The sequence below is a fragment of the Alteromonas sp. 009811495 genome (genome assembly GCF_028865455.1).
GTDB lineage: Bacteria > Pseudomonadota > Gammaproteobacteria > Enterobacterales > Alteromonadaceae > Alteromonas.
Genome location: NZ_CP113972.1, coordinates 2,772,084 through 2,797,980 on the forward strand (window position 1 = coordinate 2,772,084; position 25,897 = coordinate 2,797,980).

General features: G+C 43.9%; 26 protein-coding genes. 6 read left to right on the forward strand and 20 right to left on the reverse strand.

Annotated features, from left to right (window positions below):
- Positions 1-8: 8 nt before the first annotated feature.
- Positions 9-674 (reverse strand): TetR/AcrR family transcriptional regulator, encoded by a 666-nt coding sequence (locus OZ660_RS12650; RefSeq protein ID WP_274741152.1) that lies wholly within the window; start codon positions 672-674, stop codon positions 9-11.
- 108 nt (positions 675-782) lie between these two features.
- On the reverse strand, positions 783-1,991 hold the full coding sequence (locus OZ660_RS12655; RefSeq protein ID WP_202261914.1) for a DUF445 domain-containing protein: 1,209 nt from the start codon (positions 1,989-1,991) through the stop codon (positions 783-785).
- A 277-nt stretch (positions 1,992-2,268) separates the two neighbouring features.
- On the opposite strand from OZ660_RS12655, the gene OZ660_RS12660 reads away from it, so the two are divergent.
- Together OZ660_RS12660 and OZ660_RS12665 are read left to right on the forward strand one after the other, a co-directional pair.
- Positions 2,269-3,729 carry a DUF3336 domain-containing protein gene (locus OZ660_RS12660; protein WP_274741153.1) on the forward strand — a complete coding sequence of 487 codons (1,461 nt, stop codon included), beginning with the start codon at positions 2,269-2,271 and terminating at the stop codon, positions 3,727-3,729.
- An 85-nt stretch (positions 3,730-3,814) separates the two neighbouring features.
- Positions 3,815-5,248, forward strand: coding sequence for a hypothetical protein (locus OZ660_RS12665; protein ID WP_274741154.1), 1,434 nt, complete (start codon positions 3,815-3,817; stop codon positions 5,246-5,248).
- Positions 5,249-5,301: 53 nt separating this feature from the next.
- Here OZ660_RS12665 and OZ660_RS12670 read toward each other — a convergent pair whose 3' ends face one another.
- From OZ660_RS12670 to fadR, 4 genes are all read right to left on the reverse strand, one after another.
- Positions 5,302-6,024 carry a hypothetical protein gene (locus OZ660_RS12670; protein ID WP_274741155.1) on the reverse strand — a complete coding sequence of 241 codons (723 nt, stop codon included), beginning with the start codon at positions 6,022-6,024 and terminating at the stop codon, positions 5,302-5,304.
- 144 nt (positions 6,025-6,168) lie between these two features.
- A complete protein-coding gene (locus tag OZ660_RS12675; protein ID WP_159626257.1) occupies positions 6,169-6,528 on the reverse strand; it encodes a phasin-related domain-containing protein in 360 nt (119 codons plus the stop codon).
- A 172-nt stretch (positions 6,529-6,700) separates the two neighbouring features.
- Entirely contained in the window at positions 6,701-8,887 is a 2,187-nt protein-coding gene (locus OZ660_RS12680) for a S9 family peptidase (RefSeq protein WP_274741156.1), read from the reverse strand.
- A 207-nt stretch (positions 8,888-9,094) separates the two neighbouring features.
- Positions 9,095-9,805, reverse strand: a complete 711-nt coding sequence (gene fadR, locus OZ660_RS12685; RefSeq protein WP_159626260.1) for a fatty acid metabolism transcriptional regulator FadR — start codon at positions 9,803-9,805, stop codon at positions 9,095-9,097.
- 428 nt (positions 9,806-10,233) lie between these two features.
- On the opposite strand from fadR, the gene nhaB reads away from it, so the two are divergent.
- Genes nhaB through OZ660_RS12700 form a run of 3 tightly spaced genes read left to right on the forward strand, consistent with a single transcriptional unit; the run spans position 10,234 to position 12,887 of the window.
- On the forward strand, positions 10,234-11,808 hold the full coding sequence (nhaB, locus tag OZ660_RS12690) for a sodium/proton antiporter NhaB (protein ID WP_274741157.1): 1,575 nt from the start codon (positions 10,234-10,236) through the stop codon (positions 11,806-11,808).
- Between the two features lie 3 nt (positions 11,809-11,811).
- Positions 11,812-12,339: a disulfide bond formation protein DsbB gene (gene dsbB / locus OZ660_RS12695; RefSeq protein WP_159626264.1), complete on the forward strand. Its 528-nt coding sequence runs from the start codon at positions 11,812-11,814 to the stop codon at positions 12,337-12,339.
- A complete protein-coding gene (locus OZ660_RS12700; RefSeq protein WP_159626266.1) occupies positions 12,336-12,887 on the forward strand; it encodes a GNAT family N-acetyltransferase in 552 nt (183 codons plus the stop codon). Before dsbB ends, OZ660_RS12700 begins: the two co-directional genes overlap by 4 nt.
- Positions 12,888-12,907: 20 nt before the next feature.
- Here OZ660_RS12700 and OZ660_RS12705 read toward each other — a convergent pair whose 3' ends face one another.
- The 11 genes from OZ660_RS12705 to OZ660_RS12755 all read right to left on the reverse strand — a co-directional run bounded on the left by OZ660_RS12705 (position 12,908) and on the right by OZ660_RS12755 (position 23,426).
- On the reverse strand, positions 12,908-13,402 hold the full coding sequence (locus OZ660_RS12705) for a YcgN family cysteine cluster protein (protein WP_159626267.1): 495 nt from the start codon (positions 13,400-13,402) through the stop codon (positions 12,908-12,910).
- Positions 13,399-14,067, reverse strand: a complete 669-nt coding sequence (locus tag OZ660_RS12710) for a fumarylacetoacetate hydrolase family protein (protein WP_274741158.1) — start codon at positions 14,065-14,067, stop codon at positions 13,399-13,401. Before OZ660_RS12710 ends, OZ660_RS12705 begins: the two co-directional genes overlap by 4 nt.
- Positions 14,067-15,128 carry a lytic murein transglycosylase gene (locus OZ660_RS12715; protein WP_274741159.1) on the reverse strand — a complete coding sequence of 354 codons (1,062 nt, stop codon included), beginning with the start codon at positions 15,126-15,128 and terminating at the stop codon, positions 14,067-14,069. Before OZ660_RS12715 ends, OZ660_RS12710 begins: the two co-directional genes overlap by 1 nt.
- 7 nt (positions 15,129-15,135) lie before the next feature.
- A complete protein-coding gene (locus OZ660_RS12720) occupies positions 15,136-15,432 on the reverse strand; it encodes a YcgL domain-containing protein (RefSeq protein ID WP_159626273.1) in 297 nt (98 codons plus the stop codon).
- Positions 15,433-15,473: 41 nt separating this feature from the next.
- Entirely contained in the window at positions 15,474-16,625 is a 1,152-nt protein-coding gene (gene rnd / locus OZ660_RS12725) for a ribonuclease D (RefSeq protein WP_226433393.1), read from the reverse strand.
- A 67-nt stretch (positions 16,626-16,692) separates the two neighbouring features.
- On the reverse strand, positions 16,693-18,345 hold the full coding sequence (gene fadD, locus OZ660_RS12730) for a long-chain-fatty-acid--CoA ligase FadD (protein WP_159626277.1): 1,653 nt from the start codon (positions 18,343-18,345) through the stop codon (positions 16,693-16,695).
- A gap of 122 nt (positions 18,346-18,467) precedes the next feature.
- Positions 18,468-19,307 (reverse strand): alpha/beta fold hydrolase, encoded by an 840-nt coding sequence (locus OZ660_RS12735; protein WP_274741160.1) that lies wholly within the window; start codon positions 19,305-19,307, stop codon positions 18,468-18,470.
- 103 nt (positions 19,308-19,410) lie between these two features.
- Complete coding sequence (locus tag OZ660_RS12740; protein ID WP_274741161.1) at positions 19,411-20,082, reverse strand: Slp family lipoprotein; 672 nt, start codon at positions 20,080-20,082, stop codon at positions 19,411-19,413.
- A gap of 321 nt (positions 20,083-20,403) precedes the next feature.
- Entirely contained in the window at positions 20,404-20,697 is a 294-nt protein-coding gene (locus OZ660_RS12745) for a hypothetical protein (protein WP_159626283.1), read from the reverse strand.
- 63 nt (positions 20,698-20,760) lie between these two features.
- Positions 20,761-21,489 (reverse strand): tRNA (adenosine(37)-N6)-threonylcarbamoyltransferase complex dimerization subunit type 1 TsaB, encoded by a 729-nt coding sequence (tsaB, locus tag OZ660_RS12750; protein ID WP_202261926.1) that lies wholly within the window; start codon positions 21,487-21,489, stop codon positions 20,761-20,763.
- Between the two features lie 17 nt (positions 21,490-21,506).
- Positions 21,507-23,426, reverse strand: coding sequence for an ATP-dependent DNA helicase (locus tag OZ660_RS12755; RefSeq protein WP_274741162.1), 1,920 nt, complete (start codon positions 23,424-23,426; stop codon positions 21,507-21,509).
- Between the two features lie 237 nt (positions 23,427-23,663).
- On the opposite strand from OZ660_RS12755, the gene OZ660_RS12760 reads away from it, so the two are divergent.
- On the forward strand, positions 23,664-23,888 hold the full coding sequence (locus OZ660_RS12760) for a hypothetical protein (RefSeq protein ID WP_202261928.1): 225 nt from the start codon (positions 23,664-23,666) through the stop codon (positions 23,886-23,888).
- Positions 23,889-23,930: 42 nt separating this feature from the next.
- Here OZ660_RS12760 and OZ660_RS12765 read toward each other — a convergent pair whose 3' ends face one another.
- From OZ660_RS12765 to OZ660_RS12775, 3 genes are all read right to left on the reverse strand, one after another.
- Positions 23,931-24,263 (reverse strand): hypothetical protein, encoded by a 333-nt coding sequence (locus tag OZ660_RS12765; RefSeq protein WP_159626291.1) that lies wholly within the window; start codon positions 24,261-24,263, stop codon positions 23,931-23,933.
- Between the two features lie 165 nt (positions 24,264-24,428).
- Positions 24,429-25,166 (reverse strand): phosphatase PAP2 family protein, encoded by a 738-nt coding sequence (locus OZ660_RS12770; RefSeq protein ID WP_274741163.1) that lies wholly within the window; start codon positions 25,164-25,166, stop codon positions 24,429-24,431.
- 12 nt (positions 25,167-25,178) lie between these two features.
- On the reverse strand, positions 25,179-25,877 hold the full coding sequence (locus tag OZ660_RS12775) for a TVP38/TMEM64 family protein (RefSeq protein ID WP_274741164.1): 699 nt from the start codon (positions 25,875-25,877) through the stop codon (positions 25,179-25,181).
- Positions 25,878-25,897: the final 20 nt, after the last annotated feature.

Consider the following 25,897-nt stretch of genomic DNA (forward strand, 5'->3'; position numbering starts at 1 on the left):
TTATTCCTTTAAGCAAAGTCGAGGGGCGACTGGGTTTTGAAATCTTTTACAAAATCGTGCGAGTTGAGCGTTTGCTCCAACTTCAGCTTTTCATCGTCACTTAACGCTAACCTCGGCAAAATGGCTACCATCATCAATGAAAGCGCATGGTACTTCTGAAGCGTGTCTTCCATATGACTATTGAGCTCATCAAACTGACATGATTGCGTAATTATGAGTGACACCAAATCGACAAGTAACGCATTGTCGGATTTGTTCGCTAGTAATACTTCACGCAGGCGAAGCGAATCGAAAAGGTAAGTAAGCTGCGAGCGTAAACTCGATAGAATGTTTTTGCGGGAGCGAATAATTGAGGGGTATTTCTCAACCAAATCTGCTGGACTGCGATAAAAGAACCTAAACACATGAATACTATCCACCAGCAAATACAGGTAATACATGATATCTTCAGCGTGCAAGGTATCGAGCTTGTCTTTCACAAGCAGCTTTTGCATTTGCTGTTCGTGCATTTTCATTAGTGCTGTCACAAGGCTATCCTTGCCCTTAAAGTGGTAATATAAATTGCCTGGACTGATGTCCAGCTCAACGGCAATATCAACACTGGTTACGGTATTCTCACCATGTTCGTTAAACAGGGTAAGAGCCGTCAATAAAATCCTTTGTGCGGTTTTCATATATACAAATTCAACACCTATTGCACCTCATAGGAGGCTTTTTTACTTGTGTTTATTCATCCAATCGTACCGCTAATTTATCTCGTTTGGATGCACGACTAATAACTATCACATAAAAACAAAGTACAACTGCGCGAAGCCTGCCACCATGCCCAATATTGCACCTGTTACAATGAGCTTCCATTCATCTTGCTGGTAAGCTGGGCGCAGTACGCCTTCAAACTCTTCAGCAGAAAGTGCCTGCATGCGCTCGCTCAAGTCTTGACCTACGTGCAAAGCACCATTGGCATAGTCAAACGCATACATAAGGTACTTGTCTGAATTGTCAAAGATTTGCTGCACGGCTAATGCTTTCATTTTATGGTAATTTTCCGACCCGACCCCAAGGGCAAAGTACGGCTGCGCTATGGCAACGTATCGCTCGATGGCATCGTTGACATGCAGCTCAATAAGCTCAAGCAGTTGTGCTGAACCAGAGCCATGTAAAATAATATTAGTAATGTTTTTAGGGGTAATCAGTTTTTCTTCGATAATTGATGAATAGACCTCAGACACTTCCTTTTGCCGTTTTAAAAACATACCTTGTATGGTCATAGGGCCGAGTTTTCTGGGGCGCTTCGGCTCAAAGATAATTTTGATGGCTATCCAATTGGTCGCGTACCCCACCAGAAGCCCCCCTAAAGGCAATATCCACCATGCCTGATAGAAATACCACAACAGCATGGTTGGCAAACCAAACAGAAAACCAAAATAAAAACCCGAGCGAACGATAAACGGAAATTCTTTGCTGCCGGCGGTCAAAAAGATTTCATTAATCAGTTCAGGAGAATTAACCAGTTGTTCAACAACAAGCTCTTTAATATCTAAGATTTCAGACACGTTATGTTGAAAGTCGTCCACCATTTTGTGAACCACATTAGGTATGTCATTCTCGATTCGCTGGTATACCAAATTTTTGCCTTGCACAGGCAACGCAGCCCACAACTGAGGGGCAGACTCAGCCATCACATTATTGACGACTTTTCTTATCACTTGGCTTAAGCGACGCTCCATTGCCTTAGTGAGCTCGTCGGGGTCTAAACGCTGTGCTAATTCTTCAACGCTTAGCAGCTTACCCAACACCAATTCAACTTCAATCTCTGCCATTTGGCGGCGTTTGGCGGGTATTAGTCCCTGCCATCCAAATATAGGTTTAATGCCAACAAACTCTATAGGGTAAAACATCATTTTTACCGCTAAATAGTTTGTTAGCCAGCCTACTATGGCGCTTATCAGCGGGATAGATAGCAGAGTGAGCGTTTCAAAATTCCATTCCATACTGCGAGTAAGTGGTCCGATTTATTATTTTCTTTCTCAGGCTACTGAGTGCATAGGATTTGGTCAATGTAAAAGTGACATTTAGTGCTAATTGTTGATTGAAAACAAGTGAATGTGCGGCTAAAAAGTGGAATATATACACACTCAACAAATTCTGATTTTCTAGGTAGTAGATTCTAAAATTCAGACTTACACTGAACTATGTTGACGTAAAAGTAGCGTGTCTGCTGGTTAAAAAGCGCGTTGCTCAGTCTTTCAAACTGAATAGGTAGTTGCCATGGCAGTATTCGATTTGCGTTTAAAAAAACTAGAACATGACATTGAGCATGCTAGTAGTAGTGATGAATACGAAGCAGCGTGTCTTGCACATGATGCCCTTTCTGGTGCCGAAGAATGGAAAGCGAAAGATGCCAGCGACGACTACGATTACAAATTAATTAGAAAGCGTGTTCAACGTTTGCAGCTAGCCCGCGGCAAAGGAGACATACATGCGCTTATGTCAATTCTTCACGAAGGGCTCCATGGCAATCTGGGCAATATCGCCAACCCCGTACTAATTAGTAAGTGCAAAATCGGTACGAAATACCTGATAGAGCAGTTTATTGATGAGGTTATCACTGCGCTAGAGCAAATTTATCACGCCGACGAAAACGACGTCGATTTCTACGAAAAGCTATCATTCTTTGAAGAAACAGCTCATGCGTTTGGTCGCAGTTGTCTAATGCTATCAGGCGGCGCAGGCCTTGGCTTTTTTCACGCCGGCGTGGTGAAATCGCTTAACGAGAAAAATTTACTGCCCACTGTAGTGTCAGGGGCAAGTGCGGGTTCTATTATTGCCGCTATGCTTGGCACGCGCGATCACGACGAATTACTTGAGTCGTTAAGCGCCGAATTTATTTATGAAACCTTTAAACACTGGCGCAGTTTTGCAGGGCTCGGCAAAAAGAGTTTATTCGACAGTTCAGTGCTAGAGAACGCACTTATCGAACTGTTCGACTTAACCACCTTCGAGGAGGCCTTTAAAAAGACGGGCCGCCACATCACCATCACGGTATCACCTGCCGACCTTCATCAACATTCGCGTTTGCTCAATGCTAAAACATCGCCAAATGCTATTATTACCCAAGCGGTTCGCGCCTCGTGCGCCGTGCCAATTATTTTTAGCCCAGTTCAATTACGTGCAAAGACACTAAGTGGTGAGGTGGTGCCTTACATTCCGAACAGGCGCTTCGCAGATGGTTCACTTATGGCAGACTTACCATTCGAGCGTCTCGCAAGGCTTTACGGCGTTAACCATAGCATTGTGAGTCAAACTAACCCGCTTGCGGTTCCGTTTATTTCATCTAATCGCATTGATCCTAATTCCTTGTGGGATATGTCTGCACGCCACATTGGTCAACTTGCTAAGACTAATAGCATTTTTGCCATAGATATCATTGAACGCTTAACAGGAAATAAAGCGGCAAAATTGGCAATCCATAAAGTACGCTCTATTATTGATCAGCAATATGTTGGCAATATCAACATACTCCCTAAGCGACAAATTAGAAACTTGTCACAGGTTTTATCGAACCCAACTTTACAAAGTATTCAACAACTCATAGCGAGTGGTGAACGCGCTTCGTGGCCACAACTGCACGTTATAAAAAGAAATACCAAAATAAGTGAAAATTTGAGGTATCATCTGGCACAATTGAAAAAACGCGAGGCGGTGGAATTAGGACACCTTGTTCGTTAGCCCAAAAAGCAAACTCATCGCCCCTAGTTATCGTAAGAATGCTAGAACTAAACGGTAACGCCCAGTTAGATTGGTAAGGACGACGGTGAGCGCAAAAAGCCCAAACCCCGACAGCATTTACACACAGCACGTAAAACAACTGATAAACATGGTTTATCCTCACGAAATAGGCTACGGCTCTGTTTTTGAGGATGCTAATCATTATTTTAGCCTTACTCCGTCGCTTGAAAAGCATACTCTTGACCTCGTTGCGCAACTCGACAAAATTAAAGCGCAAAAAAATAAAGAAACACTGGCTGAGCAGCTTGCTGACCAAATCAAAAACAACCGAGAAAAACTAGAAGAAGAACGGTTATCTCGCCTAGAGCGCTTACAACAAGTCAGCGAAAAACTTATTGAACTGTGCGAAGGTGAAAACTGGCAAGAAACTCAGCATTTAAGTGGTAAACTTTTGGGTACGCTTATGTTGTTGACGCCAGGTTCTGGTCGTAAATCGCCGCGTATCCATCAAAGATTCAAGCCAATTTACAAAGCAGTACTTACGCTAAGACTCGTTGACAAATTACTAGAGCACGACACTATCGCGCATAAGTATTTGTCTAAGTATCGTGAGTCGTCGGCGCGTTTTCAAAACGATAAATACTGGCGCGAGAAATGGAAAGTTGAGTTAGGCGTTCCGTTAATTACGGCCTCGCTGTTACAGGATATCGGATTACAATGCCCTGCTGCATTGCGCATTTTAAAAGGCGATAATGGCGATGAAGATGAATTTAGACTTTTAGAAGAATCTCAACGAAAAGATTTACTTAAACTTAATTATCACCACACGCTAAAGTATTTATCTGAAGGCTTGGGGCTGCCTAAATATGTAGGTAATGACCGGTTAGAACGCGATAAGTTTGTGCAAACTCACCGCGACGCTAACGCATTTATACTTCAGCTGGTTAAAGATGCCTTCATATCCAAAACAGGTTTAGGGGAAGTCATTAAAATACCGCAGATTTACGCCTCAATCGTGTTTTCCACAAAGTCTGACTACTCTAGACTAAGCTTGCCCAAGGGATATATGCTCATTGAGCAACTGGCCAAAAAAGGCAGCTTGAACAAACAGCTTGCTGAAGACTTTTTGAATATTGTTGGCTATTTTCCACAAGGCTTTGGCATTACCTTCATTCCTACCAACGAAAATGACCAAGAGAAAGATCAGTATGAATGCGCCGTTGTGACAGGGCTGAACCCGTCCAACCCTGCTGAACCTTTGTGTAGAGTGGTTACTCGAAATTTGACGTATATCTCCAGTGGAAGCAATGAAGTTGTCCCTAAAAGCCGCAACTTATATTTCCCCGCAAACAGAAAAAAGTTAATGCGTATTGGTAAGGAGCGGCTAATGGAGATCATGAGAGAACTCTCCAGCGATTTCACACCCGATGCACTCGACGATCTTGTTCCTAGCTATTGGGAACCTTACGACTTCTTCAGTTTTAAAAACCACCAAAACATTTGGGCGAAGAATAAATAAAAAAAGCAAACCTCTGTTTGCTTTTTACTCATTAAGCTAGCTAGGCTAACGCATTAATTGTCTTCACCGTCCTTTGAAACCGTCTTAGTGTCAGCACTTTTTGACGTTTTTGTTGTAGCAGTTGTTGACGGCGCCGCTTTAGCTGCGGGTGCTTTTCGCTTTGTTGTAGATGTACTAGTAGACGCTTTCGACGCAGCTGCTTTTGTGCTCGCTTTAGGCGTTGCCGCTTTGGCTGCCGTCGCCCTTGTGCGAGTTGTCGTCTTGGCTTTAGCCGGTGCACGCTTTGTAGCAGGCGCTTTCGGCGCTTCTTCTTTTGTCGTTGACTTCTCGACCTTAGCCGCCGCTTCTTTCGCCGCAAGTAATGCCACTTGCTCGACCAATAAATCTACTTTTGCATTTAGCAACGCGAGTTGTTGCTCTTTTTGCTGCCTTTTTTGACCACCCGAAAGTACGCTAAATATCGGATTGGCGGTAACAAGCTTTTGCGCGGTATCAACGAGCGAAAACGGATTAAGTGTGCGTTTCAATTCACTTTCCACTTCCATGCCCTTTGCTTGCATCGCCATAATAGTTTCATGTGTGTCGTCTATTTTTTGACTCACCATGCCAGCGGCTTGGTCTAGTTTTGCTGAAAGCAAGTCAGAACCTGCGAACAACCATCCGAAGAGCGGTGACGATTTTAATGAAGAGGATGAAGTACCGTTAATCGTAACGAGAGGATTCTCTGTCACGGTTTCGCCGGTATTTGTCGTCGTTGGCGTATTTTTGTTTGTCATGATGCCTCCTTGTGAGGAGATTTTTGTAGGAATGGTCAAGGGCCAAACGTGTATCGTTTTTGGCCCTAGTCCCAACACACCAAGTGTTGATGTGCTATATGATGTCACTAGCGCAGTTGTTGTAAACTCGCTACAAGCTAACGTTTACTTGCTTGCAGCTAATTTAGCTACCGCTTCAGTTAGTGCATCAATTTTTGCAGATAGCTCTTCGATACGCTGGTCAGCTGGCTCTGAGTCTAAACCAAGCTTTTTACGAACGTCAGCAACACGGTTTTCAACATCATTAGTAGTAGACTTGAACTTGCTGCGTGCATCGTCTTCTAGTGTTTCACCTTTGCTTACAAGTTCGTCGAACATTTTGCTCGCTTCTTCGCTAAGCTTTTCGTAACGACCTTGTGCCTCTTCTACGCTTTTTCCATAAGCGCCAAGACCCGCTAACCAAATTTTACGAGCCATTTCTTCAGCTTCGTTGATTTTGCCTTTAATTGTATCTGTAGTAGTCATTTTCAGCTCCTATGAATGCTAAATGTGAGTGTATCTTCAACACCATGAGTTCAATTTACGCTCAACAATTAGAAACCGCATACTAAAAACTAAAAAAAATAAAAAAAGCCCGAAATAATGTCGGGCTTTTGTATTGATGTGAGGTTTTACGCTCTAGCAAACATCGTATTCGCTACAGTGAAACTCCTGCTAAATGCAGTACAAATGCGTACTCTAAAGCGGTAGACTCAAAGCGCTTAAAGCGACCCGAAGCGCCTCCGTGACCAGCCTCCATGTCAGTTTTGAAAAGCAGGAGGTTGTCATCTGTTTTCATTTCTCTTAGCTTCGCCACCCACTTCATTGGCTCAAAGTACTGCACTTGTGAGTCATGTAGACCTGTTGTAACAAGCATGTTGGGGTATGCTTTCGCCTCTACTTGGTCGTAAGGTGAGTATGACAACATGTATTCAAATTCAGCTTTATTGGCTGGATTTCCCCATTCGGTATACTCACCAGTAGTTAGAGGAATAGAGGCGTCACTCATAGTAGTGACCACATCAACAAATGGGACGTGTGCACTTACACCTCTATAGAGCTCTGGTTCCATATTGACGATAGCCCCCATTAGTAGACCACCAGCGCTTCCGCCCATAGCAAAAACACGTGACTCGTCAGCATAATTTTTTGCAACTAGGCCTTTGGTTACATCAATGAAGTCGGTGAAAGTATTCACTTTGTTATCCATTTTACCGTCTTCATACCACTCTCTACCCATCATCTGACCGCCGCGAATGTGTGCGATAGCCACAACGAATCCTCTGTCTAACAACGAAATCCAGCTACTTCTGAAAGTGGGGTCAATAGTTGCGCCGTAAGAACCATAGGCATATTGATAAAGTGGATTCGTACCGTCTTTCTTAAACTGGCTTTTGCGGTATACCAACGAAACAGGGACTTCAGTACCATCGCGCGCTTCAATCATAACGCGCTCAGACGCATAATCAGCAGATGAAAATGTCTCAGATACTTTCGTTTGCTTCATAACTTCAGTTTCGAAGGTATCAAGGTTTACGTCAATGATAGACGCTGGCGTGGTCAAAGAACTGTAGTAAAGACGCAGCTTGTTGGTATCTATCTGTGTGTTACCTGTAAAAAATGCGCCGTAAATGGGATCTTGTGTAGGTAAAACTTTTTGCTCGCCCGTAGTTAAGTTATGAACCACAAGACGCAACATGCCGTTCTCTTTTTCTTTTACAACCAAATGGTTGTTCATCACTTCAATGTCTTGAACAAATACATCTGGGCGGTGCGCAACCACCTCTTCCCATTTTGAAACATCATCGGTAGCGTCAGCTGGAGCTTTCATTACCTTAAAGTTCTTTGCATCAATATTCGTTAATACGAAGTAAGCATTACCTAACTTTTCAACACTGTATTCTTGACCGTCTTGAAGCGGTAGAAAGACATTTGTACCGCTTGTAGGTTCGTTTGCGTCAATCAGTGTTACGCCTTTCTTATCAGTGTTGCTGTGGTAAATGTAGATGTCTTCATGATCCTTACTTTTCCCGATAAAGGTGTAAAACGTAGGGTCAGTTTCTTCATACATCAACACGTCTTCACTTTGCTGTGAACCCAGCTTGTGGCGATAAACTTGATAGCCCAGAAGCGTTTGTGGATCTTTTTTCACATAAAAAAGGTGTTGATTGTCATTCGCCCACACCACTTGTCCCGACGTACCTTCTAGCTCATCAGCAAGCATTTCACCTGTTTTTAGGTTCTTGATGTTGATGGTGTAAATGCGACGACTCAAGGTATCTACCGAGTAAGCAATAAGATTGTTATTCGTACTAACTTCATAGTCACCAATGCTGAAATATTCATGCCCTTCAGACATAACATTCGCGTTTAGCAACACTTCAGGCTGAGCATCTAACGACGGTTTGCGCAAATAAATTGGGTATTCGTTCTCGCCTGAGAAGCTCGTGTAATACCAATAGCCATTTGAAAAAGCCGGAACAGTAGAGTCATCTTTTTCGATACGCGCTACTAATTCTTCATACAGCTTTTCACGGGTTTCTTTAAGCGGTGCTAATACCGTTTCAACATAGTCATTCTCTTTCTCTAGATGACCTAGGATGGCTTCATCGGTGCGCGAATCATCGCGCATCCAATAGTAGTTATCGGTTCGTGTGACGCCGTGCGCTGTCATCTCGTAAGGTACTTTTTTGGCGACCGGCGCTTGCGCTTGCGCTTGCGTATTCAATACTACGCTAGATGCCGTACTTTGTGGTTTTTCCATCGGCGTTTTTGCTACCTCGCTATCGGCACTGCAACCCGATAATAGGCCACCTGCAGCTAGTGCAATCCATACATATTTCATTCTTATTCCCAATTGTAAGGTTTGTTTTTATCAACCTATTGAGTATATCCAATTGGAATTTTTGGTCTACACGCTATGTGATTGCGCACGGGGCAAAGTATGTGAAAAGTGTTACAAGATATTTGACTGAGGCTCTGCTTCTATAACTCAAGTAACAAAAAAGCGCCTTAACGGCGCTTTTGTTTATTGAGGGCGATGAGTACTGACTTAGTCTACTAAGTCTTTTGGCATTTCATCTCGAATTTCTTGCCACACCTTACCACTTTCAATACCGTATTTTCTCACAACAACCGGCACGCGGTCGTACTCACCTTTTTCAGCGACTTCTAATAAGTCTGCGTAGTACTTATTTGCAACGTCACGGGCTTGTTGATAAGAGAAGAAAAAGCCACCAATTCGCGAATACAAACCTCTAAAGCCATTCATCATCAATACAAACACATTATTGTTAGAAGCTAATGCAAGGTCATGCGACATTTGATAGTCAAATTGAGCAAATGCTAAACCTTCTTGCTCAACGTTTTTGTATCGAGCAATAATCTCTGCTGACTCTTGAGGGTTGTTACGGATCGCACCTCTGATAAACACGGCACTAAGATTCGTTCTAGCTGCTAACAAATTATCAACTAACTCAGGAATACCCTCTTGATCGAGTCGAGCTAGTGTCTCAAGAATGTTCAAACCACACGTTTCCCAAAAGTTATTCACTTTGGTGGGTTTACCGTGCTGAATTGTTAACCAACCGTCGCGCGCTAAACGCTGAAGCACTTCTCGTAGTGTGGTTCTTGTCACACCGATAAGCTCAGAAAGTTCTCTTTCTGCAGGCAAAATCGTGCCTGGTGGAAAACGTCCACTCCAAATTGATTCAACAATATATTCTTCGGCGAATCCAGCTGGACTCTGAGCCTTATAAATCATAACTAATCGCCTGCACGTTATTGTTATTTTGTAACTGATTGTACCAGATGCTCATTTATTATCACACTGAAATATGCCGCGTCCAGTAAAGCTTTTAACAACTTATTAAAAAATGACCGCTAGCAGGAGCAAAAGAACAAACCGCTGCTCACAAAACCAGCAACATTGTTCTATTTTGAATTTAAATAATAAACATCAAGGAAAAATCGATAAATATTCAGTGACTTTCACAGGGTGGGGTCTGTGATTTGCTTTCTCAAGGCGTTAATATCATGTACGCTTAATTTCCGACTATAATGACAGCAGCAAAACCGCAAAGCGAGTGAGAACCTCTTTCGCTAACAGCAGTTTATGTATGCAATACCCGGAACTACACAGTATGAAAGTGCGCAAAAACGTGCGCTTTGTTGTAAAAGGAACAGGAACTCATGCAAACCTCAATGATCGCGGCGATCTATAAGAACTTCCTGGGACACGCGCCCGACTGGTATAAAAAAACGATTATTGCCTTTCTCATTGTAAACCCCGTCCTCTTTATGGTGGACCCTTACATTGCAGGCTGGACGCTTGTTATTCAGTTCATATTCACGCTGGCTATGGCACTTAAGTGTTACCCCTTACAGCCTGGAGGTTTGTTACTGATTGAAGCCATGTTCATCGGTATGACATCGCCGGGACATATGATGCACGAAATCGAAGTCAACCTTGAAGTACTTTTACTCCTAGTCTTCATGGTGGCTGGCATCTACTTCATGAAAGACCTGTTGATGTACCTTTTCACAAAGCTTGTGATCAAGGTGCAAAATAAACTGGTATTGTCGCTTTCATTTATTTTTGCCTCAGCGTTCCTATCAGCGTTTCTCGACGCATTAACGGTAGTTGCAGTAATCATCAGCGTGGGCTTGGGTTTTTACTCAATTTACCACAAGGTCGCGTCGGGCAAAGAATTTCACTCTGACCATGACCACACCAGCGACGATGAGCTTGGCAGCCACGATTTGGAAGATTTTAGGGCGTTTCTGCGTAACCTAATGATGCACTCAGCTGTTGGTACAGCACTGGGCGGCGTAATGACAATGGTAGGTGAACCACAAAACCTTATTATCGCCGATAAAGCAGGCTGGAACTTTGTTGAGTTTTTCATCCGCATGGCCCCGGTAACGCTTCCGGTTTTTATTTGTGGACTACTGACCACCGTAGTGCTTGAAAAAACCGGTCTATTCTCTTACGGCGCCAAGCTGCCTTCTGCAGTGCGTCAGATTCTTGTAGATTACAACGACCACATGGACAAAGGGCGCAGCAAGCGCGAATCCGCTAAGCTTGTTGTTCAGGCACTGATTGGCGTGTGGTTGATTGTTGGTCTAGCGACCCATATGGCATCAGTGGGCCTTATCGGCTTATCAGTTATCGTTCTTGCCACCTCAATGAGTGGTGTAATTGAAGAGCACGCCCTTGGCAAAGCATTTGAAGAGGCCCTACCGTTTACAGCCCTGTTGTGCGTATTCTTTGGCGTGGTTGCAGTTATTATCGACCAAGGATTGTTCCAACCAGTTATACACTGGGTACTGTCGTTCGAGGGCGAAACACAAATGGTAATGTTCTACCTCGCAAACGGTGTGCTCTCTATGGTAAGTGACAACGTGTTTGTAGGCTCAGTGTACATTACAGAAGTCACTGCTGCTCTACAGTCTGGGCAAATCACCCGTGACCAATATGATATGCTTGCCGTTGCCATTAACACGGGTACTAACTTACCAAGTGTAGCAACACCAAATGGACAAGCCGCATTCCTATTCCTGTTAACCTCGGCAATAGCGCCTTTGCTTCGTTTGTCTTACGGCAAGATGGTAATGATGGCATTACCCTACACTATTGTACTTACAATTGTAGGTTTGCTTGCAACTTACCTTGGTCTGGCAGATGCAACGCAATGGTTATACGACATGCACTTGATTGAACATCACAGTGTGACAGATGTTGGCACTGGTACGGTAAGCCACTAAGTCATGCGTTCACTTATTCACAATATTAGTCAGTGGGCAGAGCATAAGTCATCGTGGCTTGTGCTTTTCGCCACCTCGCTGGCCCTCGAAATAGCCGCGCTGTATTTTCAATATGGTATGGGGCTTAAGCCTTGTATTATGTGTATTTATCAGCGTACGGCAATGTATGGCATTGTTATATCTGCACTTGTTGTTTTGATTAAAAACAATGGACTCACTCGTATGGTGGGCTTTGCAGGTTGGGCAGTGTCTAGTGCATGGGGCTTTTTAATTGCTAAAGAGCATATCGGTATTTTAAACGCAGCCAATCCATTTTTTGCTACCTGCGAAATTGTGCCGAATTTTCCGTCTTGGTTACAGCTTCACGAATGGATACCTGCTGTATTTGCCGCTGAAGGTGACTGCCTAGAAGACAGTTGGCAATTTTTATCAATGGGCATGGCTGAGTGGATGCAAATTATCTTTGCGGCCTACTTTGTCGTTTTCGTTGTTGTTTTTTGCAGCCGCTTGTTGGATAAGAAACCCTTTTGATTGACCTATCCATACTTCCTTCTAGGCTCCCGCCCATTCACACTGAGCAAGGGCCTGTCACTATCCAACGCATTGCACACAAGCATTGCAATGCGTTGTGTGAAGCTGGTCAACACTCTATTCACCACGTCAAACCTTGGTTTGGTGCATCGACTTGTCCGGTGACTCCAGCGTTGGCAAAGCAATGTATCGACAATATGGAAAAGGCGCGGGACACGGGTTATGGCTTGACCTACCTTCTTATGCACGATGAAAAGTGTTTGGGGATGGGGATTATTAATTACATCAACCACACCCACCTAACTGCAAACCTTGGCTACTGGCTTAGGCCTGATGCATGTGGTAGAGGTTTAGCAACCGCTATTTGCGAAGCTCTAAAGAAGCTCGCATTCTCTCAGATGAACTTACACCGTTTAGAATGCTTTGTTGAGCCTAATAACAAGGCGAGCATTCGGGTTGCTGAACGTATTGGCGGCAATAAAGAAGGACTCTGCCGTAAACGTGTTTTCGGCAGAGATGCCCTACTCTACGCTATCGTCAACGACTAAAAATAGCGTTTAATGCAAGACTAATCCAAGTCTTCAAGCGGCCAAATTGCAATGTAATCTTCAAAATCATTTAAGTCGACATCAGTTTCAAATACCGTCTTGTTGCGCACCGACATGCCCGCTGCATGCATAGCGTGCTTTTTCCCTTTGTTCAAAAGCGGGTGCCATGAGGGTAACCCTCTTCCCTCGTGTAACCGTCTGTAAGCACAACTGGGGGGCATAAAGAAGATATCTTTCAGATTGTCTTTTGTTAGCTTTACGCAGTCTGGCACAAGCTCTGTACGCTTAGCATATTGAGTACACTCGCACTTTTTGGTATTCAGGTATGAACATACAATGTTGGTGTAATGAATTTGTTCATTAGTATTAATGTGATCGGTAGGCGAATAATCTTCTGCGCTTTCATCATCAATGAACTTGTGAAGACAGCATTTTGCACAGCCATCACACAAAGACTCCCATTCGCTTTGAGTCATTTCTTCTAATGATTTAGTTTCCCAAAAAGCGGTCGTCATTCCCCGGCTACCTTTGTTTCTAGAGTAAAATGGTCATGTAATGAGATAGACACAATGTCACCTTCAAACAGTGGACCAACGCCTTTGGGTGTGCCGGTGAGTACAACATCACCAGCATCTAACGTAAATATAGTCGACATATGAGCGATTAACGGGATAATTTTGTGTAGCATTAATGCTGTATGCCCACTTTGACGCACTTCGTTATTTATCGTAAGTGTAAACTTAAGGTCGTCCAAATCACCAAACGCATCAATTGGAATGAATTGAGACAATGGAGCACTATTGTCAAACGATTTTGCTCTCTCCCAAGGCTGACCATCTTTTTTAAGTGCCCCTTGTATCTCGCGAAGCGTTAAGTCAAGGCCTAAGCCTATACCCCAAATGGCTTCAGCAGCTTCTTGCTCACTGGCGTTTTTCAGCCCTTTTTTCAGTAGCACCGATACTTCAAGTTCGTTATGGCAAGGACCTAGTGTAGTAGGAATAGCGATGTCGTTTGCAATATTACACATTGCCGCTTTTGGCTTCATAAACAACAACGGTGCTTCTGAAATTGTCGAGTTCATCTCATTGATGTGGTCGAGATAATTTCTACCAATGCACACCACCTTGTTTACTGGAAGTGCAATAGGCTTACCGTGATGGTCAATATGTTGATAAGTCATTAATAACCTCGCTTTATACGCTCAGAAAGATAGCCCACTGACACACCAAAGTAAGAAGAACGATTCCACTTCATGAGTGTATGAAAATTGTCGTAAACCAAGTACACCCGGCCATTCTCACCATCGGGCATAATGAGTGACGCATTGACATCGGCATTGGGTAAATCTCGACCATCGTATCGCGTTACTCCCTGGTCGCGCCAAAATGACAAGGGTTTCATATTTGCTTTTGACAGGCCTGATATTTTTACCGGTCGAGTCAGTTTGACCTGCCGTCCCCAGGTGCCTTGATCATTCCAGCCCTCTGACGAAAGATAATTCGCAATTGAGGCAAATACATCAGCTTTCGTTTGCCAAATATCCTTTTTGCCGTCACCGTCATAATCGACAGCATAGTTGAGAAAAGACACAGGCATAAACTGTGTTTGCCCCATCGCGCCCGCCCACGACCCTTTAAAAGCAGTCACATCGGCATGGCCCTCATTAAGTATTTTCAGTGCTGCAAAGAAGTTGTCTTTGAAAAGCTTTTCTCTTCTACCTTCAAATGCCAGTGACGCAAGGGCTGATAATACGCTGTAGTTGCCCTGAATTTTGCCGAAGTTAGATTCATTACCCCATAAGGCCACGATAAAGCGAGCTTGTACGCCATAGTCTTTAGCTATGTTATCGAGCAGTGTTTTGTTTTCACGATAAAGTGTGACAGCTTGATTAACCTTCCAATCCGGCACACGGGTAGCAAGATAACTGTCTAAGGTAATTTTTCGTTCAGGCTGATTCTTGTCTGATTTCACCACAGTGGGACGAAAACGAATGTCTGCAAATGCGGCGTTTACAATAGCAGGGTCAAAGCCTTTGGTAGCAGCCTCACTCTTTAAAGCCGAAACATAATTGGCAAACGCAGCCTCGGTTTCCGCGTTATCGTCTTGCGCATAGGCACTGACAGAAAAAGCGGTAAGCAGAGTGACAAAAACGCATAGCCCTGCACCTGAATAATGATGTACTTGCTGTGCACACAATGCACTTTGCCAGCGTTTAAAACTGGTAATTAGATAATGTAACATGGATAACTTAGAACTTTTTGTCAGGCGTTTTAGAAAGGCCGAGTGACTCGCGATGCTGCTCTAGCAAGTTGTCTTCTTTGGGCGGCATTTGTAAATAGAAACCTTTGTCATTTAGCTCATCGATCAACTTTTGTTTGTCAACAAGACCCAAACGTTCGCGCTTTTCCAACGCTAATATGGTCACCAATTCTGGTGAACCAAAGCGCGCCATCAAGGGCTCTGGCACATCGCTAAAGTCACCTTTTTTAGGTACGTATAAATACATACCTTCTTTTCTTCGGGTTTTATATACCGCACATAGCATAATACGTCTCGCCTTGTGTTAGAGGTAAATTTTATTCGTTGTTATGGGGCATCGCCCAACAGTTTTGATACATAAGGTTGAAATAACGGCGCTCGCCAGGTAGACAACACGTCAGGCTTAAGCCCCTGCACTCGCGTTTCATCAACTTGAAACCAGTACCATTTTAGCAATTGATTTAACTGCTTTTTAGAGGCAATAACGTCGCTACTTACACCATTTTCATCAGCAATTTGCTCAGAAACACTCTTTAACTCAGCCAGCGTCTTTTTATATTTAGGAATATCAATTAAACGCAGTACAACAGGCAACCTGAACTTTTCAGGCGTTTGCGCGAATTTAGTACGGGCTTCTTCAATAATTGCAACAATGGTATCGCCATAACGGCGCACCGATTGATGATTAACACCATTGATTCGAGATAATGCAGATTTGCTATCTGACAAACGCTGTGCCGCTTCAAATAAGTGCCCTTCTTTAAACACAAAGTTAAGCGCTAAGTCTTTCTTTCTTGCAGTATTCAAGCGCCATGCAGCTAACGCTTGTAGAACCGTTAACTGCTCTGCATTTAAACGCCAGCTATTTTTAATTTGTAGGTATGCGAAGTCTTCAGGCATTTGTGCTCGTTTTTTTGCACCTAGCAACGCAATTTCTTCAAACACCCAATCTGCTTTACCTACTGCCTGTATTTCACTGGCTAACTGCTGATAACACGGCAGTAGATACAGTACATCATTAGCTGCGTAGCTTAGTTGCGCTTCTCGTAGCGGACGGGCTAACCAGTCTGTTCGAGACTCTCCTTTGTCCAGCTCTACGTCACAAAGCATTTCAACGAGCTTTGCGTAACCCAGCGTTGGCCCTTTTCCGAGTACGCTTGCGGCGAATTGCGTGTCAAAAATAGGGGTTGGAATAGTATCAAATGCAGTTAAGAACGTTTCTAAGTCTTCGGAACACGAATGCAATACCTTAACAACATCAGTATTTTCAAGCAGCGCCACAAATGGCTGCATATTTTCAATAGCGAGCGGGTCGATTAACACCAACTGATGGCCGTCATACAGTTGAATGAGTCCTAAGTGGGGAGTAAGTGTACGTGTTCTTACAAACTCGGTATCAAGGGCTATTGCTTCTTGACGCTGCGCTGTAGTACATACTTTTTCTAGTTGTTCAAATGTCGTTATTAATTGATATTGCATAGTTTTGCACAGTAATAAAAAAGCCGGCTCACGCCGGCTTTAAAAAACTAATTCTAAAAATAGCTGATTAGTCTCTAAGCTCCCGACGCAGAATTTTTCCTACATTGGTTTTAGGTAAGTCATCTTTGAAAACAACTTGTTTAGGTACTTTGTAACCTGTTAGGTGATTACGGCAGTGCGCAATTACCTCTTTTTCAGTCAGTGATTCATTGTTGCGTACTACAAATAACTTAACAACTTCACCACTTACTTCGTGTGGAACCCCAACTGCAGCAGCTTCTACAATGCTTTCATGCATGGCAGCCACTTCTTCTATTTCGTTAGGGAACACGTTAAAGCCCGATACGAGGATCATATCCTTTTTACGGTCAACAATATACAGATAACCTTCATCATCTATCGTTGCAATGTCACCCGTTGCCAGCCAACCGTCTTTCAACACTTCCTCTGTTGCTTCAGGGCGATTCAGGTAGCCTTTCATTACTTGTGGGCCTTTCACCCACATTTCGCCTGGCTCACCTTTTTCAACAGGATTTCCGTCGTCATCAAGCAGCTTAATATCCGTAGACGGTACAGGCATGCCAATAGCGCCTTTATACGCTTCTATTTGTGGAGGGTTTACCGCCACAACAGGAGAGCACTCAGTCAAGCCGTAGCCTTCAAGCAATACCGTTCCGGTAACCTTTTCCCATTTTTCAGCAACAGGACGCTGGACTGCCATACCGCCGCCAAGACCAAACTTAAATTTGCTAAAATCAAGTTCGTCAAACCCTGGGGTGTTTAACAAGCCATTAAATAATGTGTTTACACCTGGCAAAATGGTGAATGGGTATTTGCTCAGTTCGCTTACAAACCCTGGCATATCGCGCGGATTAGTAATAAGTAGGTTGCGACAACCATACTTTACGAACATTAGGCAGTTCGCGAGCAAAGCGAATATATGATAAAGAGGCAGGGCCGTAACAACAAAGTCTTCCCCTTCCTCGATAACTGTTTCTAGAATACCCGAAACCTGTTCAAGGTTTGCTACCATGTTGCGATGCGTCAACATTGCGCCTTTTGAAACGCCAGTTGTACCACCGGTATATTGCAAAAATGCTAAGTCAGTATTTGCAATTTCAGGGCGCTTGTATTCCAGCGACTGCCCTTTCTTAACGGCAGCAGTGAAAGATGTAGTCTCTGGCAAGTTGAAAGCAGGAACCATCTTTTTCACGTACTTCACTACGGCATTAACAATCCAGCGTTTTGGCGCTGGTAACATGTCACCTAGTGCAGTAAGAAAGACTTCTTGTAGATTAGTCTCTGCGATAACTTCTTCTAACGTACACGCGAAGTTTTCAACAATAACGATGGCTTTTGCATTTGCATCGTTAAGTTGGTGTTTCAATTCGCGGGCCGTGTAAAGTGGGTTTACGTTAACAACCACCATACCTGCACGCAAAATCCCGAACATAGCCACAGGATACTGAAGAAGGTTTGGCATCATGATTGCCACAGCATCGCCACGCTTTAATCCACTTGCTTGCAAATAAGCCGCAAACTGCGCCGACAACGTATCGAGCTCTTCAAAGGTAATAGAATGCCCCATGTTAATGAAGGCTTCTTTATTTTTAAACTTTTTAACCGACTGCTCGAAAATGTCTACAACAGACGCATAGCGATCTGCATCAATTTCTGCGGATACACGAGGGTCATAATGCTTAAGCCAGGTTTTTTCCACCAAAACCTCCTCTACTTTATTCTTATACTACTTTTATGAGCGCAAAGAGACCGCGTCTCATATAACTGGTCTGATAACTTGCGAATAGTATAGGATGTGTAAAAAAAAATAAACGGCCCAATTTACAATTGCTCAACAAATTGCCGAATTAGTAGGCCTACATCGTCAGTATTTTCCATATGAATATGGTGACCGCCTACGAATTGCACATATTGTGCATTTTTGAACCACAGGGCTCTTTTAGGAAAAACAGTCTCTAACTGCTTAAAACTGTTCGATGCTCCGATAAATAGTACAGGGCATCGAATCTCTCTCATTAAGTTTTCGGCTTGGTCTTCAGTAAGGCGCAGCACCGACTTAGTTCTTAATCTTGGGTCAGAGGACCAAAAACAATGACCACCCGCATCTTGCGTAAGGTTACGTGAGAGTATTACTCGCGCGTGGTCAGGTGGAATGTCAGAGACTTTGCATCGCGCCTTCACCGCCTCGTCTAAATCTACAATTCGCAATTTGTTACGGCGTTTTGTGTGCCGACTTAGCACAGCCTCACGCATTTGCTCAGAGGTCGTAGTTGCAGGTTGAGTGAGCGGGCCACACGCATCAATGCTGATTACTGCTGACACTTTTTCTGGGAATAAAGCTGCGAACATCGTTGCCAATATTCCCCCCAATGAATGCCCTAATAGAATGACCGACTCCCATCCATTTTCCTCAATAAGCGCATATAAATCTTGAATATAGTCAGCTTGATTATACTGAGCGCCGATCGGCCGATGCTGTGAATGCCCATGCCCAGCAAGATCTAAGGCAATAAATCGGTACGATTGCAAATAGGGAGAAAGAGGTCGCAAGCTCTCAGCATTATCTAGATAGCCATGAAGACCAATAACAACAGGTCCACTTCCTTGATTATCTAATGCAGCGAGTTGTAACGGTCCAGCATTAAATTCTGTTTCCAACATTGGCAGTTCCTTTTGCGGCAACTATTAGCATATAACAACGACCAATTATTGCCATGACATACAAAGAAGGCGGCAATTATATGCCGCCTTCTTTTATTTGCTGTTATTTTCGTTTGTAGTTTGATTGCTCGCCAGAGCGACCGGCATCATTGCTTTGCATAATTCTACCTTGAGAACGGCTCGGCATTGCGGATTTACTTGGTGCGTTTCGATATCTTATGACTCGTGTGCGGTTAAAACCGGGATGTCCCCAAGGATGATAAAACGGGCTGTAAAACCCATAAAATGGTGAGTACCAACCTGTATGATAGTTAAAAAAGAAGGTATCTACCTCGTAAACATCTCGCTTTCGCCACATGTGGTAGTCATCAGCAACGATAGTCGGATATATATAAGGCTGCTCACCAACCATCCCTGCCGTTGGCGCCGTTAAGGTACCTAAAAACGTCGCAGCTCGCCCTTCTTCAAATACAATGGGATCAACAAATCCATCAATCTGTACTTTAAAGCGCCCGGCAGTTTCGCCACCTGTATTGGGTTTACCGTAGTGATTAAGCGGAAATTGCGCTAACTCGATCAGGGTTAAATTGGGCTTATTCTCGACACCGACGATAAGTCCACCCCATCGCGCTTTCTGCCCTTGCGCGTTAGCTCCTGAGGTTACTGCTTTTGAATAGCTAACAAGTTGAGTAACCTCAGGCACATCAATACTCTCTGGAACGATGGCACAACCAGAAAAAACAACAACCGCGAGTAGCAACAAGAATCGAGACATTTTACTGCTCCTAAGAATTCCCTAAAACAACATCATATGCTTGTCCGTTTCATTGGCACCTATCAAGAGGTAATGCGAGGTAATGCAAAACAACGCGCCAATTCAGTTTACTGACAGTAGCATTTTTACGCGACAACCACCACTAACGTTCTATTACAAAACGATAATTTACATAGCCGAGCTCACTTGAACGTCTCGTAAAATGGCGCTAGGTTTTAGAACTTCAACAATCACTTGTAATAGAGAGTGCCGCATGGATGTTAGAGCACAATATAGAGAAATTGTTCACCATCAAATGGCAATATACCGCGCAGAACGTAATTATGCGTAAATATCCACACCAAACATAGATTGAATAGATTCTCGCTGCTTGAGCTTCTCGAAGCTCGTATAAGAGGCAATAGCCTGCTGAGAATACGCATTCCCATCTTCTCTGATGAACTGCTGATAGGCTTTGGCGTTGTCTGTGCCTTGTTCGTCAGGCGCAACAACCATCGCCTTTAATGACGACTGTTCTTGCCCCTTTTCTTGTTGCTGCGGGTCTTTGCTTATCCTGCCAACACGCCCTTGTTCAGAGCCTGATGACGGTATAGAGAAGTTATTAGTTATGTTCATACAAGGTATGGCTACGCAATATTTATACCAGCGCCGCTGTTACGACGCTGTGAATCGATATTACTACTCTCTACCAGGCAATTTTTTCCATGTGACTTTATCGCGTAAATAGACTGGCTCAACCGCAACGGCATCTGACACATTGCCTTGTTCAAACGCGACGGCAGCAAGCTCAAGCATAAAGCGTGCATTGGGTAACGTCACCGTCGCCATCTCCTGACTCGAATTGTCTTTTAGCCAATGCGTCAATTCTTCATATGCCGTCCAGCCAGTTCCTGCTGCAACAACATCGTTAGCGTCATCAAGTGCATCTAATTGTTCAATGGCAACATTAGGTGGACACACCTGCTCTTCTATCACTAACGAAATGGCATTGCCTGAATACTTATACACCGCGAAATAAACCTCATCCATACGCGCATCTGAAGCCACCGCTATGTAGTAGTCTTTATTTGCATTTAGGTTGTCGATGCTATTTATTGTGGCAGTTTCGTGCGCCATGGCTTCTAACGTACTCACGCCAGCAACTTTGTGGCCACTTCCAAGCGCTAACCCTTGAATCATGCCCGTTGCGATCCTAACGCCAGTAAAACTGCCCGGCCCGCGCCCAAATGCAAGTAGATCCAATTCGCCTAGCGCCACGCCCGCCTCTTTTAGCACCTCGTCTACCATAGGAAGTAGACGTTGGCTGTGCTGCTGAGGACACACCTCAAATCGCGATGTAACAACATCGTTGTGTTGCAGAGCAACTGAACATGCTTCTGTAGCTGTATCAATAGCTAGAATTTTCATAATTTTCTCTTACAAAATTAGTCTTCATCGATGTTAGCAAGGAAGCGTTCTACCTCGTCGAGGCTTCTTGTACGCTTCATATCTGGCAAACTACCAATAAATGTTTTTGCGTAGGGCTTAGTCACAAGGCGATTATCACAGATAACCAACACGCCCTTATCTGACGGGTCTCGTATTAATCGTCCTGCGCCCTGCTTCAACGTAATTACTGCTTGTGGGATCTGAATGACGCCAAAAGGATTTGCTCCGCGCTTTTTTACATCTTCCATGCGTGCTTGCAGCAATGGATCATCAGGAGAAGCAAAGGGCAACTTATCAATCATCACACAAACCAAGTCATTGCCGCGCACATCTACGCCTTCCCAAAACGCGCCAGTGCCCATGAGTACGGCTTTTTCATCAGCAAGGTAGGCATCAAGCAGCGCTTGTTTTGTGGTAGTTCCTTGCACCAGTAAAGGGTTATCAACCTCATTTTCAAGCCTTTCAGCAATCTCACGGAGCATCGCGTGGCTAGTAAATAGCAAAAAGCAACGTCCGCGACTGGCTTTGATTAAACGCTTAGCGGTCTCTAAAAGCGTTTCTCGCATCTTAAAGCTGTTAGGCTCTGGCAAGTAACGTGGTACACATAGCATGGCTTGCTCAGGGTAATTAAACGGGCTATCGAGCCCTAGCGTTTCTGCCTCTTCTAGCCCCATACGTCGCTGGAAATGCTCAAAGCCACCATTCACCATTAACGTTGCTGAGGTGAAAATCCAACCTCGTGGGGGAGATGATACAAAACGTCTGAACTTTGCCGCAATTGATAGTGGCGTTAAGTGCATAATCAGATGACGCTGCGTAGTTTCATACCACAGGCTAACATTTTCTTGTTGGTTATCACTCAGCGCATCAAGCTGCTCTCGCGCGGCTACCACGCGCTCATACATATTATCTAAGTCTTTATCACGACCGATATGCAGCTTACACACCTCGTGAAGCACACCCAAGGCTTCTGCAAGCTTGCCAACTTGCAACCTAACATCGTCTCTATCAAGGGCTTCAGACCAATTGCCACGTTCAGGATTATCAGGAAACAGCAAGCGCAGGTCAGACGCTATCATGCGGCATTTGTCCGCTGCTTTATCGAGCTGTCCAGCATCTTTGAGCACAGTTCTAAATAGCAGTGTTATATCTTTTGCCATATCGTGAATTTGGCGTGTAGACAAAGACTCGCCAAAGTAATCACTAGCGATGTCAGGAATTTGGTGTGCCTCATCGAAGATAATGGCATCAGCCTCAGGAATTAGCTCACCAAACCCTGTATCTTTGAGTGCCATGTCGGCAAAAAATAAATGATGGTTAACAACGATAATATCAGCATCAAGCGCTTTACGGCGCGCTTTCACCAGATAACAGTCCTCATAATCTGGACAATCTCGCCCCAGGCAATTATCAACCGTTGACGTAACCATAGGTAAAACGCGCGCATCTTCTGGCAGCGTTTTAAGTTCCCCCATATCGCCTGTTTTCGTGGTACTAGACCAGCGTTTCACTTCGGATAACTGACCTAAAACATCTTTCTCCACCAGTGTAGAGTTACCACCATGCTGTGCTAAGCGGTGTAAACACAGATAGTTTGCTCGCCCTTTTAGCAACGCCGTTTTACGCTTACTGCCTAGCGCTTTTTTTACCAAAGGCAGATCTCGATGAAACAATTGCTCTTGAAGGTTTTTCGTTCCGGTTGAAACAATTGCTTTGCCATCGCTTAATAGCGCAGGTGCAAGATAGGCAAAGGTTTTTCCAGTGCCTGTTCCCGCTTCAACAATCAGGCTACCGGTCGTGTCAATGGCACGCTTTACAGCTTTTGCCATTTCGGTTTGTGCTTCACGCGGCACGAATCCCTTGATGGCACTAGCAAGTAGACCGTCTGATGAGAAAACATTGTTGATTGTGGGCATGGCTTAATGCTGTTATTTCTTTTTACTTAGGGTCGCGCATTATGCCAAAAAGCGCTTTGAATGCCCATTAAAGGTTTGCATTTCCCTCAAGAGCATTCAGTTTATACCCATTGAGCGATACGCAATGATGAAAAGAATTTGTCTTCTAGAACAAAAAAATTAGCTTTTTAATATCAGCAACTAGGCGCAATATTCAGCGCGTAAATGTTAATCGTTAACTCAATGTAAGAGGTGGTTATGAAAGGTTTGTTGTTGATTGGTTTAAGCGCACTGACGTTTTCGGTATTGGCAACCGAATCTGAGAAAGCCCCGGCTGAGCTGATTGCTGAACTAAAGCAATATTGTGCAGAAGTTGCTGAAGATGAAGGTACGCAAGGCAAGCCGATAAAGGCATTTATATTAGAATGCGTGAATGACGAGCTAGAATCAGAGGGCTACGCAAAATTAACCTCTATTGACTAGCCTTAATGAATAGCGACCTTGCCTTTGCTTGGCAAGGTCTCTTTATCTTTCGAAATACGCATCCACTAAATCGGCCAATGTCTCATCTAAGCTTTCCTCGAAAGCATCAATATCAATATCAAAACTTCCCATGTACTTAGTTGCATTTTCACGAGACACCACTGCGTTTTTTATCTGAAACTCAAGCTCCGGCAGCGATTTGTCATACCGCGGTTTAATTGTCCATCGCAAACAGTGACCATGTGTGTCTTTAAGCTTTTGTTTTGCAAATACACAAAAGTCTTCCACAAAGTCTGCGCCTTGTGGACCAAGGCATCCAGGCTCTATGCGATACATGACCAACAATTTCTTATATAAAGGAAGTCGAGTTTCCATGGTAAATTCTAATAGCGTAAAACTATGATTATCGGAAAATGTTGGTTAGTTTGCCAGTGAGACGTTGAAATACTTGCTCTTTTATCTCACGTTCCATTTTCCTCTCTACTCACCAAGCTCGCCGCAAAAAAGCAATTTTGACAGTGCATCAAGCTGCGTTGCCAGTTAAATATTGTGCAACGCCGACTTGTCGTGAGACATATCATTGTCATCAGTTTCTTGCTCAATAGTGCCGGAAGATTGCAAGGAAGCGGCTATCATAAGCGATAAAATTGACCAGAATATCCCTACAGTCCAGCCTGCCAGTACATCCGAAGGCCAATGCACACCCAAATAAACACGGCTAATACCAATACTGACAGTAAGAAGAGCAGCGACAGACATCAAAAATACTTTTACGCGCTTTCTGCCTTCAATGCGTGAAAGTAAAGTACCCAAGGTAAAATAGACTAATGCCGACATAAGCGAGTGTCCGCTCGGAAAACTGTGGGTGTATACATAGCTGCCATGTGGCACAAGGTCGGGACGTGGGCGATCAAAACCATATTTAAGCGCAAAACTCAGCAAAGTACCCGAGACTATGGCCACCACAATAAAAAGCGCCATTTTTGGCTTCTTAATTAACAACAAATAGGCAGCTGACGCCAGCGTAAAAAAGGTGAGAATACCGACCCCGCCTAAACCTGTGATGTCTCTCATCAGTTCTTCAACCCAATGCGCACCTATAGGGTCTGAGAGATCATCAGCGGTTCGAAACAGCAACAGTAGTTTTTCATCAACTGCTGCGGTGCCACCACTCACCACCATTCCCGCTAACTCTAAAAATGCCCATAAGCATCCTGCGAGTATCAACCCGCCTAGCACCATAGTCATATCGGGCTTAAAAAAGCTTTTCACATTCACCTGTATTTCTCCTTATGCAGGTTTTGCAAAGGCATGCTGTTTCTTCTTTGTATGCCTGTATGCAACGTAAGTTATTATTATACTAACGAGCAGACCGCCTCCTAGGATCGCCCATTGATAGGTTGGCGGATGAGCATCACTGTTTAGCATGGAGTTTCCGCCCACCCAACCAAGGTAGGTATAGAGGCTGACCAAAGGCAATTGCCCAATTAGAGTAGCCCACGCATATTGCTTAAAAGAAATTTCTGTTATGCCGAAGCCGTAGTTTTTTAATACCGCAGGAATAAATGGGTTAAGTCTGAGTAAAACAACAAGCCGCCATTCACTGTCTTTGGCCAAAGACAGTACTTCCTTGCTGCTCTCATAGCGTTCCAGTTTGTGTTTGACACGCTCCTTTAACCAATACCTTGCAAATAAAAAAGTAATACACGCGCCGCTAAAAGCCGATAATATTGAGACGGTCATTGCTGCAATAAGCCCAAACAAGATACCTGAAGCTATGTTCAATATTGTAGAAGGGAAAGAGAGTGCCACCAGTACGGTATAAGCGAAGAAATAAACAATGACAGACCAAACGCCAAATGATCGAATATAGTCCACAGCCTCAGACACTTGCTCTCGGGTGACCACATATTTCCACAACAGAATAACTGCGGCTATAAAAAGCACCGCCATTACGCCCTTAACTATCCATACATTTCGCTTTTTCATTGCCAATCCTTCGTTCGTAA